This window comes from Citrobacter amalonaticus, assembly GCF_018252635.1.
Lineage (GTDB): Bacteria > Pseudomonadota > Gammaproteobacteria > Enterobacterales > Enterobacteriaceae > Citrobacter_A > Citrobacter_A amalonaticus_E.
In genome coordinates this window covers 103506-115718 of sequence record NZ_JAGTXM010000007.1, presented here as the reverse complement: position 1 = coordinate 115718, position 12213 = coordinate 103506, and the positions used below count along the sequence as shown (strand labels likewise).

Annotated in this window: 10 protein-coding genes; 3 read left to right on the top strand and 7 right to left on the bottom strand. The window is 53.1% G+C overall.

The features are described 5' to 3' along the window. Positions 1–109: 109 nt before the first annotated feature. Positions 110–1000 (bottom strand): methylenetetrahydrofolate reductase, encoded by an 891-nt coding sequence (gene metF, locus KE671_RS21035; protein ID WP_061075659.1) that lies wholly within the window; start codon positions 998–1000, stop codon positions 110–112. Positions 1001–1157: 157 nt separating this feature from the next. Further along, positions 1158–2063, bottom strand: coding sequence for a LysR family transcriptional regulator (locus KE671_RS21030; RefSeq protein ID WP_206164591.1), 906 nt, complete (start codon positions 2061–2063; stop codon positions 1158–1160). Positions 2064–2150: 87 nt separating this feature from the next. Here KE671_RS21030 and KE671_RS21025 point away from each other — a divergent pair, with 87 nt between their 5' ends. Further along, positions 2151–2522: a carboxymuconolactone decarboxylase family protein gene (locus KE671_RS21025; protein WP_206164590.1), complete on the top strand. Its 372-nt coding sequence runs from the start codon at positions 2151–2153 to the stop codon at positions 2520–2522. A gap of 87 nt (positions 2523–2609) precedes the next feature. Here the strand turns inward: KE671_RS21025 and metL are convergent, their stop codons facing one another. Then, the gene (gene metL / locus KE671_RS21020) at positions 2610–5042 is read right to left on the bottom strand and encodes a bifunctional aspartate kinase/homoserine dehydrogenase II (RefSeq protein WP_206164589.1); all 2433 of its coding nucleotides are present in this window, start codon (positions 5040–5042) and stop codon (positions 2610–2612) included. A gap of 2 nt (positions 5043–5044) precedes the next feature. After that, positions 5045–6205, bottom strand: coding sequence for a cystathionine gamma-synthase (gene metB / locus KE671_RS21015; RefSeq protein WP_206164588.1), 1161 nt, complete (start codon positions 6203–6205; stop codon positions 5045–5047). A 277-nt stretch (positions 6206–6482) separates the two neighbouring features. Between metB and metJ the strand changes: the two genes are divergently transcribed. Then, the gene (gene metJ, locus KE671_RS21010) at positions 6483–6800 is read left to right on the top strand and encodes a met regulon transcriptional regulator MetJ (protein WP_042325599.1); all 318 of its coding nucleotides are present in this window, start codon (positions 6483–6485) and stop codon (positions 6798–6800) included. A gap of 121 nt (positions 6801–6921) precedes the next feature. Here the strand turns inward: metJ and KE671_RS21005 are convergent, their stop codons facing one another. The 3 genes from KE671_RS21005 to rpmE form a co-directional block, all read right to left on the bottom strand. After that, positions 6922–8346, bottom strand: coding sequence for an MFS transporter (locus KE671_RS21005; protein WP_206164587.1), 1425 nt, complete (start codon positions 8344–8346; stop codon positions 6922–6924). A gap of 118 nt (positions 8347–8464) precedes the next feature. Then, positions 8465–9145 carry an oligogalacturonate-specific porin KdgM family protein gene (locus KE671_RS21000; protein WP_206164586.1) on the bottom strand — a complete coding sequence of 227 codons (681 nt, stop codon included), beginning with the start codon at positions 9143–9145 and terminating at the stop codon, positions 8465–8467. A 303-nt stretch (positions 9146–9448) separates the two neighbouring features. After that, positions 9449–9661, bottom strand: coding sequence for a 50S ribosomal protein L31 (gene rpmE / locus KE671_RS20995; protein ID WP_206164585.1), 213 nt, complete (start codon positions 9659–9661; stop codon positions 9449–9451). Between the two features lie 203 nt (positions 9662–9864). Between rpmE and priA the strand changes: the two genes are divergently transcribed. Then, positions 9865–12060 carry a primosomal protein N' gene (priA, locus tag KE671_RS20990; RefSeq protein WP_206164584.1) on the top strand — a complete coding sequence of 732 codons (2196 nt, stop codon included), beginning with the start codon at positions 9865–9867 and terminating at the stop codon, positions 12058–12060. Positions 12061–12213: the final 153 nt, after the last annotated feature.

Sequence of the window (12213 nt, the reverse complement as noted above, 5' to 3'; positions counted from 1 at the left end):
AGTCGAAATAATCCACAGATTCGATAGCTGATACCTTTTATATTTTTAGTTACAGAGATGTAGATCAAAATGAGGTGTAAAAAAGCCCTCCGGGGAGGGCCGAGGCATTTTATACACCGGGTCTGACGCCCAGCGTGTGGCAAATCGCGTAGCTCATTTCAGCGCGGTTAAGTGTATAGAAATGAAAATCTTTTACCCCTTCCCGGCTTAAAATTTTCACCATATCCATGGCGATATTTGCCCCCACCAGCTTACGGGTTTCCGCATCATCATCGAGGCCGTTAAACATTTGTGACATCCACGCCGGAATGCGCACATTGGTCATATCGGCAAACTTCTTCGCCTGCTTAAAGTTCGAGACCGGCAGAATGCCAGGAATGATTTCCACGTCGATACCCGCAGAGACGCAGCGGTCACGAAAACGCAGGTAGCTTTCGACGTCAAAGAAAAACTGGGTGATTGCGCGGTTCGCCCCGGCATCCACTTTGCGTTTCAGGTTGAGCAGATCCGCCTGCGCGCTTTTCGCTTCCGGATGCACCTCCGGGTAAGCGGCGACGGAGATATCAAAGTCGGCGACCTCTTTCAGCAGGCTCACCAGGTCGGCAGCATACATATCCGGCTTGCCGCTGCCTGCCGGCAGATCGCCGCGCAGCGCAACGATGTGGCGGATCCCGTTGTTCCAGTAGTCCTGTGCAATAGTACGCAGTTCATCGCGGGTCGCATCAATACAGGTCAGGTGCGGTGCCGCTTCCAGACCGGTGCGATCTTTAATCCCTTTGATGATGCTGTGCGTACGGTCGCGTTCGCCAGAATTGGCACCGTAGGTTACCGAAACAAACTTCGGCTTCAGGCTGCTCAGGCGATCGATGGAATTCCACAGGGTTTGCTCCATTTCACTGGTGCGCGGCGGGAAAAACTCGAACGAAACGTTAATCTGACCCTGGACTTCCGCCAGGCTCTGATTCAGGGCTTCCCGCTGGTTGGCGTGAAAAAAGCTCATACCTTACCTCATCAATCGCTTGTCATTATATGTTGTGTTGTGAACATCTATCCGTTTAGACGTCCAGATGTAAAAATGACGGAAAAGCACGATGACGTCAACTGAAAAATCATCGTTGATGATGAGGAAAAGTCAGGGAAGATGAAATAAATTCACGTTAGCCCGCCATTCCGAGAGATGGCATCACGCTTTTCAGCCACTGTAAGCGTGCAACGTTCTCCGGCAGCATCACCAGCCCCGCCTGAATGCTGAGCTCACCGTCGCTCAGTGGACGAAAAACCACGCCCTGACGCTGAATGGCAGAAAAGGAAGCAGGAAATAAGCTCAGACCATCGCCATGGGCAATCCGCGCCAGCAGAACGTCATGCTCCAGCGGCTCCTCAAGACAGGTGGGAGCGTAACCGGCGTTCTGGAAGCGCGCCCGCGTAGCGTCGAAGAAGGCCGGGTTTCGTTCCCGGCTAAACCAGAACAGCGGCCGGTGATTAAGTGCCTTCAGGGAGAGGACGTCACTGCCAGCCTCTGACCAGATGGCAGGTAGTGCAGCGATGAGCGGCTCGCGCCACTCGAGCGGCGTGACGGCAAGTCCGATGGCCTCCAGCGGCAGCGCTACCACGGCAGCATCCAGTTTTCCGCGTCGTACCTGACGCACCAGATCGGGTGAGCCCTTACGTACCAGACGCAGGGTGTCCACCCGGGTATTCAGTTGCGTTTCCAGCGCAGCGAACACTCCCTGCTCAAACGCCGTCGTCAGCCCCAGACGCAGCGACGGTACGCCATTTGGCGCAAGCTGACTCAGGGCCGCCCAGGTTTTATCCTGTAGTTCCAGCAGTGGACGCACGATCTCCAGCACGCGCAGCCCCTCATTCGTCAGCGTCAACCCTTTGGTATGACGGACAAACAGCGTCACCCCCAGACGTTCTTCAAGCTGGCGTATATGGCGGCTAAGCGGCGGTTGCGACATAAACAGTCGCAGGGCTGCCCGGCTCATGTTGTTCTCTTCCGCGACCACCGCAAAGTAGCGCAGCAGGCGGATATCCAGAGAGTGCAGAGGCGGTGTTGTCATACCGAAAAGGTATCACGGAAACGGTATTATCCAAATCATTCCACCCGTCCTATCCTCACGCCATCCCTAACAGATGAGGAAGACACCATGCATTCAGAACGCTTTATCACCGGTCAAAACATGTTGCAGCAGGTCGATGGCAAAGGCGGCGATGCCGTCGTTGAAAGCCTGAAGGACATTGCTCCAGACTTTGCTCGCTATCTGATTGAGTTTCCTTTTGGCGACATTTATTCCCGGCCCGGGCTGGATTTACGCAGTCGGGAAATCGCCACCGTTGCCGCCCTGACCGCACTGGGCAACGCCACGCCGCAGTTGAAGGTACATATTGCCGCCGCGCTGCATGTCGGGTTAACGCAGGAGGAGATTATAGAGGTCATGATGCAGATGGCGGTGTATGCCGGTTTCCCGGCGGCGCTGAACGGCCTGTTCGCCGCCAAAGAGGTGTTTGCCGGTCGGTAACGCGCCGGAGAGGATGCTGATGCGTCTTATCCGGCCAGGATGATTACAAACCCCAGGCCGGATAAGCGCAGCGCCATCCGGCAAAAACTACAACAGTTGCGCCAGACGGTTAATATCCGACTGAATCGCCCCGGCGGTGACGTCACGCCCGGCACCGGGTCCGCGGATCACCAACGGGTTATCGCGATACCAGCGGCTTTCGATAGCAAAGACGTTATCGCACGGCAGCAGCGCTGCCAGCGGATGCTCTGGACGAACAGCTTCTACGCCAACGCGCGCCTTGCCGTTGGCGTCGAAACGCGCCACATAGCGCAACACCAGCCCCATTTCGCGGGCCGCTTCCAGACGTTGCACCATCTGGTCGTTCAGCTCATCACCATTTTCAAAGAAGTGATCGATTGAACCTTCTTCACAATGCGCAGGAACCAGCGACTCAACGCGAACCTGATCCGGCTCGATGTCGTAGCCTGCTTCACGCGCCAGAATCACCAGCTTGCGCATCACATCTTTACCCGACAGGTCGACACGCGGATCCGGCTCCGTCAGCCCCTGCTGCCAGGCTTGATCCACCAGATCGGTAAACGGCACAGAACCATCAAACTGCAGGAACAGCCAGGACAGTGTGCCGGAAAAAATCCCGCTGATTGACAGGATCGTGTCGCCGCTGTCGATCAGATCGCGCACGGTGTGGTTGATCGGCAACCCGGCCCCCACGGTGGCGTTGTACAGCCAGTGACGCCCGGTTTTATCAAACGCGTCGTGAATTTGACGATACTTATTGCTGGCACTCGCCCCGGCCAGTTTGTTGGCGCTGATAACGTGAAAACCATGGCTGGCAAAGTCGAGATACTGATCGGCCAGTTGTTCGCTTGCCGTCACATCCAGCACCACCAAATCGTCATACGGGTGCGCACGCATCCACAGGAACAACGACTCTTCATCCTGTTCAATGGCTTCATCATTGAAGAACGCCAGCGCCCGGCTGGCATCCAGCCCTTCGTAGTTCAGCAGACTGCGACGGCTATCGACCACCCCTGCCAGCACAAATTCAAAACCGGTACGCGCCGAGAGCGTACTCTGCTCGCGGGCAAACAGTTCCAGCCAGCGGGAGCCGATGTTGCCCTTGCCAAAAAGTACCAGGCCGATGCGTTTTTCTGCGCGGAAAATGGACTGGTGCAGACCCTGAATCAGACTCTCCGTTGGGCCGGTGCGCAGCACGGCCACCAGGCTGATCCCCTCTTCCGACTGCCAGGTAAATTCGACGGGTTGCCCTTTCAGTTGCTGCCAGAACCGATGGCAGTGCAGCGGGTTACGGGTGACGCCCGCGCCCACCATCGCCACCAGCGCCAGTCTCTGACGCAAACGCAGTTCTCCAGGTAAACCCGCTTCATCGAGGATGCGCAGAGCGCTGTCGGCCACTTCTGAGGTGTAGCAGAACTGCAGCAGATGACGATCGGTATGAACCCCAACGGCCAGCGGACGTACCTGAGCACGCTTAAGAACCTGGTCGATATCTTTATGCGCCTGCTTAAAGTCCTGGCTGGCAGGAACCTGAAATTCAATCAGGCAAACGTCATCATGGCTGGTCACGATACGCGCACCGGTCCCGGAAGCCAGTACGCGCTCAATGCGCGTGGAACCTTGATCCGGCGTGTAGCTACAGCGCAACTGGAGATCGATATCGCTCCCGGAAACCGGCTGCAGCGTACGGGCGTGCAGAACCGGCGCCGCCAGACGCGCCAGCTCGCTGGCTTCATCCAGGCGTAACAACGGCAGCAGGCAGGCGTCTTTAACTTTACGCGGATCGGCGCTGTACACCCCGGCCACGTCGCTCCAGATGGTGACGCGGGAAACGCCCGCCAGCGCGCCAATCTGGGTAGCGGAATAGTCAGAACCATTACGGCCGAGCAGCACCGTTTCACCCGCCTGACTGCGGCTGATAAAACCGGTTACCACCAGACGTTTCTGTGGATGCTGGATCAGCAGTTGCTGCAATAACGGGTAAGAAAGCCCTTCATCTACCTGCGGCTGCGCGGCGCGCTCGGCGCGTAAAAATTCACGCGCATCCAGCCAGGCCGACTCCATGCCCTGCTGATTGAGCACGGCTGACATCAGTCGCGCCGACCACACTTCACCGTGCCCCACAACCTCCGCATAAACAGCATCATTCACACCGCTATCCAGCAGATTTGCCAGACGCTCCAGATCGCTAATAAACAGGCTGGTTAATGCCTCCGCCACGTCGGCGGGAAGTAGGCCGCTGATCAGTTCACACTGATAGCGACGCAAAGTCTGTTGCACCTGATGCGCAGAGAGGCGATCGGTCTGACTTAATTTCAGCCAACTGATCAACTGGTTGGTCGTACTGCCCGCAGCGGAAACCACCATCATGTCGTCAGGCTGTGAGTATTCCGCCATGATGCCCGCGACGCGCAGATAACACTTCACGTCAGCCAGACTACTACCACCAAATTTGTGCAGTTGACGACCCTTCGCCCCTGCCTGCGCAATCACACTCATGTTTACCCCTTGTTTGCAGCCCGGAAGCCATTTTCCAGGTCGGCAATTAAATCTTCGCCATCTTCAATACCGGTAGAGATACGCAGTAGCGTCTCGGAGATCCCGGCGGCGGCACGCGCTTCTGGCGCCATGCCGGCATGCGTCATCGTTGCAGCGTGAGAGATTAAGCTTTCCACTCCCCCTAAGGATTCCGCCAGCGTAAACAACGACAGCCCGCTCAGGAAACGACGCAACGTCTGCTCATCGCCATCCAGTTCAAAACTCAACATTGCGCCAAAACCTTTCTGCTGACGCGCTGCAATTTCATGCCCCTGATTTTCTGGCAGCGACGGGTGATACAGCTTTTTCACCAGCGGCTGGGTTTGCAGGTAATCGACGATTGCCTGTGCATTACGCTGCGCCACTTCCATGCGCGGCGACAGCGTACGCAGCCCGCGCAGCAGCAGGTAGCTGTCAAATGCGCTGCCGGTCACGCCGATATTATTCGCCCACCATGCCAGTTCGGTGACAATTTCCGGATCTTTGGCTATCACCACGCCCGCCACGACGTCAGAGTGACCATTCAGATATTTCGTGCATGAATGCAACACCAGATCGGCGCCCAATGCCAGCGGATTTTGCAGCGCCGGGCTTAAAAAAGTGTTGTCAACGACGCTGATGGCCCCGGCCTCACGCGCCAGTTGGCAGATTTTCGCAATATCCACCACGCGTAACAGCGGATTACTCGGACTTTCTACCAGCACCAGTTTAGGTTTTTCGGCCAGCGCGGCCTGTAACGCCTGCTCATCGCCCTGATCGACAAAGCGCACGCGATAGCATCCGCGCTTCGCCAGGCTGTCAAACAGGCGGTAGCTGCCGCCGTAGCAATCATGCGGTGCGACCAGCAGATCGCCAGGCTTCAGGAACACGGTCGTCACCAGGTGAATCGCCGACATACCCGTATTGGTCAGCACCGCACCCGCACCGCCTTCCAGTTCGGCCAGCGCACGCTGAACCACATCGCGCGTGGGGTTACCGCGACGGGAGTAGTCATGGGCGCGAGGCTCATTAAAACCGGTAAAATTATAGGTGCTGGAAAGATGAATCGGCGGAACGACGCAACCGTACTGTTCGTCGTCATTTAACCCGCTACGCACTGCGATGGTGGCCTGTTTACGCGTCATGTTAGGGTGTTCCTGAGCTGAGTCGATGAAAAATCAGGTCCCAGAGTAAACAGGTTAACAATAGACGTCAATACATCTGGACATCTAAACTTCTTTGCGTATAGATTGAGCAAACTGGAAATAGCCGTTAAAATTATCTGCATTAGCGCACAACTACAGGTGCTTAATCCGTGTCACGGTACCGCCTGTACGGTAAACTATGCGGAATTACGGCGAGTAGTCACACAAACCGTGTGGTCTGGCCTCATATTAATGACGAAGAGGATTAAGGTATCTCATGGCTGAATGGAGCGGCGAATATATCAGCCCATACGCTGAGCACGGTAAGAAGAGTGAACAAGTAAAGAAAATTACGGTTTCCATTCCTCTGAAGGTGTTAAAAATCCTCACTGATGAACGCACGCGTCGTCAGGTGAACAACCTGCGTCACGCCACCAACAGCGAACTGCTGTGCGAAGCGTTTCTGCATGCTTTTACCGGGCAACCCCTGCCAAACGATGCAGACCTGCGCAAAGAGCGCAGTGATGAAATCCCGGAAGCGGCGAAAGAGATCATGCGGGAACTGGGGATCGACCCGGAGACGTGGGAATATTGATTTGCAAAAAAGAGCGGCGCGAGTTTACTGGCCGCTGCTTTGGTGGTGAAACAACAAAGGCAGAGGTTTTCCCCTGCCTTTCAGACTCACTGCCCACGATTTTCATCGCGGTGCTTATGGGTTATTTGCTAATCCCATTAAATTTATTCAGTGTTGCTTCCATTTTGAGCGTTTCTTTACGGTTCAGTGGATAGAAATAAATCAGCATCACGGCGGCCAAAAACAGGCATAAAGCCGGTATGAGATTCGCCATCGTGTAAATATTTTCCCGTACGACGCTGGTTTGCACAGCCCCGCCCGTTGACGAGGATTGATAGCCGATGAGCGCCAGCATAAAACCCCCAATAGCTCCCGCACATGCCTGACCTACTTTGCGAGCAAAGAAGTTCACCCCATAAACGGTACCATCTTCGCGATCACCAGTAACATACTGATGATAGTCGCAAACATCAGTCATAAACGCCCAAATCATCAGGTTGAATAATCCGGCCCCTAGCGTCGCAAGGAAAAGAAAGACCAGATAGACTTTCGCATCCGTAATGTGGATGAAGTACATCATCAGATACATCACCACTGAAAAGAACAGTGCGCCTACGCTGGCTTCTTTTTTACCAAACCGCTTAGTGAGCCAGGACGCCGATGGCGCCAGCAGAATCAGGGAGCCAAAGGTAAATAAGAGAGCGACAGACATGGCTGCTTTATTGTGGAAATAATCATTAAACAGATAAGTCATATTGGTGCCGGAGAGCCCCTGATTAATAACAATAAGCAGATCAACCACAACCAGCACAATCAACGCCTTATTGCGTAGCAATCCTTTCAGCAAAACAGAGACGGGCATGCTCTCTTTCCTTTCCACACGCACGCGCTCAGTCGTTAAATGACAGGTCAGTGTTAAAAAGATAAAAGCCAGTATCGAGCAGCCGATCGCAATCCATAAGAAATGTTGTCCTGAAATAACCATGCTTCCATCAACAAGGGTGGTATACATCAGAATGGGAATAAAAAAACCGGTTGCCCCACCACCAATCGCCGAGCCAACGCTGCGGTAAGTCGAAAGCGAAACCCGATCGTCCGGATTCGAGCTTATCGCGGCTGACATCGCACCATAAGGAATGCTAACGGTCGATAACAACGCCCCATAAATAAAATAGGAACAGCAGATATAAATGATTTTCGCCGTTTCAGAAAATTCATGAACAAACGGCAGAAAAAGAACGACCGAAATGATGCAGAAAGGGTATTTCATGCGACGAACCCAGGGATTAAAACGCCCGTAAACGGTCAGTTTTGATGTATCGCATAAGCGCCCTACAGCGACATCAACAAACGCATCAAAGAGTTTTGTTATAAAATAGAGCGACCCGACAATAACCCCGGAAACACCGAGCACATTAGTGTAATAAATCATTAAAAAACTATTTACCAACCCAAGAATAAAACAATTTCCCAGGTCGCCACACAAGTAACCTATTTTATCTCTGAATCCGAAAGGCCTGATAGCAATGCTTGTATTACTTCTTATAACGTTTTCATCACTGGACATTATGTCAACTCCTGAGCACCTTATTCACGCGAAAATTAAGACAAACGTGGTTTCGCGTATTACAAGGTAACTTGATGATGTTTTATATAGATAAATTTCACGTTAACGGGATTAACAATCAGAAGTTATAGCCCAGACCCACGCGATAACGCGTCTGACGATCGTCCGTCGTTGTCGTGTTATAACCAGAGGACACATTACCCACTTCAATAAAAGGAACCCAGGAACCTATCTTATAAGCAACACGGAAGTTATATTCATAATCTTGATCTTTGTTGTTATACAAATCTTCACTATCGGCAATTTTATAAATGCCGTTGAGTTCAAACATCCAGTTATTGACGTTATAACCGAGCCACGCTTCCGGGCGATAGACCATCCGGTCATCTTTGCCATCAGCGTTTCTGCGCATATATTCCTGACGATAGCGGAAAGCTGTCCACCAGTTGTCATTAATATTATACTGTACGCGAAGATAAGGCTTATAGATGGCTATATTATCACCCGTTTCAACCGCGATGCCCGGCTGCCAGATGAGTCCCTGCCAGGTGAATTGATAGCTTGCAGTGTACTCGTTGCCATTGCTTTCCATATTGTTCCATGCATCATTAGATTGTGCATCATCGGAACGGGAGATAGCTTCTACTGCCACACCAAAACCAGTTGCAAAACGGTGAGACATATAAACACGGTCATAGTTACGCCCATCATCATAATATTCATGACGATAATCTACATAGCCTGCGTGAGCGGCCCCAAATAATAATGGAATAAGTAATAATATATATCCACGCTTCATAGCAATCCCTCTCAATAGGAAACGTCAACAACAAAGATAAAAATAATTGCATATTACGTTGTGAAGTTTATTTAAGCGGGAAAGTGAAAACCTTTTAAATTTTGCCAGCCACTAAAAATTGTGGCAAAAAAAGAAAGATAAGAGAGACAAGCATCACCAATGGAAACAATTTATCGATAAATTAAAAACAGTATTTCAAATTACAACTTTGCTATTTATTCAAGACATCAATGATAAATATAGAAAAGATAAAGTTCAGATACAAAAAAAGCGCCTTTCGGCGCTTTTTTCTGACCGCGAAACTTATTTCGCGCCCGGGATGTTGAAACGCTTGTTGAAGCGGTCAACACGGCCACCGGTTGCAACATCACGCTGTTTGCCAGTGTAGAACGGGTGGCATTTACCGCACACGTCCAGGTTCAGATCGTGACCAACGGTAGAGCGGATTTTCATGACGTTACCGCAAGAACAGGTAGCAGTAATTTCTTCGTATTTCGGGTGAATATCTTTTTTCATGGGAAACCTCAGTTTAAGGCCGCGTCGCTCTTCCAGCCCTAACGCCAGACACCACGCGATGTTGATAGTATAGTTTTGACACAATCAATTTGCATCAAAGGCGGCGAATCATACAGAAATTAGCCTGCTCATGCAAACTGATTCGCTCATCACCCGCCACTAATGTGTATACTAACCCGCCAGATTTCAAGTCAGGACGATTTATGCCCGTAGCGCACGTTGCCTTACCCGTTCCGCTTCCACGCACCTTTGACTATCTTCTGCCGGAAGGTATGAAGGTCAAGGCAGGGTGTCGCGTGCGCGTGCCGTTTGGCAAACAGGAACGCGTCGGGATCGTGGTTTCGGTTAGCGACAAAAGCGAACTGCCGCTGCATGAACTGAAAGCGATCGTTGATGTGCTGGATGTTGAGCCGCTCTTTTCGACCTCCGTCTGGCGTCTGCTGGTCTGGGCGGCAGATTATTATCATCATCCCATCGGCGATGTGCTGTTCCACGCTCTGCCCATCCTGTTGCGTCAGGGGAAACCCGCTACCAACGCGCCAATGTGGTACTGGTTTGCCACCGAAGAAGGCCGGGTTGTTGATCTCAATAGCCTGAAACGTTCCCCGAAACAGCAACAGGCGCTGGCTGCATTGCGGCAAGGAAAAATCTGGCGCGATCGCGTGGCCGATCTCGAATTCAACGATGCCGCGCTTCAGGCCCTGCGTAAAAAAGGGTTGTGTGAACTGGCAAGCGAAACGCCTGGTTTTAGCGACTGGCGCACAACTTACGCGCTATGCGGCGAACGACTGCGTCTGAACACCGAACAGGCCACCGCCGTTGGCGCCATTCACAGTGCATCAGACAGTTTCTCCGCCTGGCTGCTGGCCGGGGTGACGGGGTCAGGTAAAACCGAAGTTTACCTGAGCGTACTGGAAAACGTTCTGGCGCAGGGGAAGCAGGCGCTGGTCATGGTGCCGGAAATTGGCCTGACGCCGCAAACCATCGCCCGTTTTCGCGAACGTTTTAACGCGCCAGTGGAAGTGTTGCATTCCGGCCTCAATGACAGCGAACGCCTCTCTGCCTGGCTGAAGGCGAAAAACGGCGAAGCGGCAATCGTCATTGGCACCCGCTCTTCCTTATTTACACCGTTTAAAAACCTTGGCGTGATCGTGATCGATGAAGAACACGACAGTTCCTATAAACAGCAGGAAGGCTGGCGTTACCATGCGCGCGATCTGGCGGTCTGGCGCGCCCACAGTGAACGCATCCCGATCATCCTCGGCTCAGCGACTCCGGCGCTGGAAACGCTGTGCAACGTGCGACAGAAAAAATACCGCATGCTACGCCTGACGCGTCGGGCCGGAAACGCGCGTCCCGCCACCCAGCACGTGCTGGATTTAAAAGGTCAGCAGGTACAGGCCGGACTGGCTCCAGCGCTGATCGCCCGTATGCGGCAGCATTTACAGGCCGACAACCAGGTGATTTTATTCCTCAATCGCCGGGGCTTTGCGCCTGCGCTACTTTGTCACGACTGCGGTTGGATTGCAGAGTGTCCGCGTTGCGACCACTACTACACCCTGCACCAGGCGCAACACCACTTACGCTGCCACCACTGCGACAGTCAGCGCCCAGTACCGCGTCAATGTCCCTCCTGCGGCTCCACGCATATGGTGCCGGTCGGGTTAGGCACCGAGCAGCTTGAACAAGCCTTAGCCCCCTTCTTTCCCGGCGTGCCGATTTCACGCATTGACCGTGACACCACCAGCCGAAAAGGATCGCTTGAACAGCATCTGGCGGAGGTGCATCGCGGCGGCGCAAGGATCCTCATCGGTACCCAGATGCTGGCGAAAGGCCACCACTTCCCTGATGTGACGCTGGTTGCGCTGCTGGATGTAGATGGTGCATTGTTCTCGGCAGACTTCCGCTCGGCGGAACGCTTTGCCCAACTTTACACTCAGGTTTCCGGGCGCGCGGGACGCGCAGGCAAACAGGGGGAAGTGGTGTTGCAGACCCACCATCCAGAACATCCGCTACTGCAAACCCTGTTGCATAAAGGCTATGACGCGTTTGCCGAACAGGCGCTGGCCGAACGTCAAACGATGCAACTGCCGCCGTGGACCAGTCATGTCATTGTGCGTGCAGAAGATCATAATAATCAGCAGGCTCCGCTTTTTTTGCAGCAGTTGCGTAATCTGATTCAGGCCAGCCCGCTGGCAGATGACAAACTCTGGGTGTTAGGCCCGGTTCCGGCGCTGGCACCGAAGCGCGGCGGGCGCTATCGCTGGCAGATTTTATTGCAGCATCCGTCACGAATTCGTTTGCAGCATATCGTCAGTGGAACACTCGCGCTCATCAATACGTTACCGGATTCGCGCAAGGTGAAATGGGTACTGGATGTCGATCCCATTGAGGGATAACCCCCTCAGATGCGAGGCGGATCGTAAAATTCAACATCCATCACACTTTTTATGAAAATTCTGTAACCGTTTCCATTCGCTATCTGATAAAAATGTTTCCGATGTGAATTTAAACAAGGATTGTGCTGCGCCGGGTTTCCCAGGCGAGGAGAA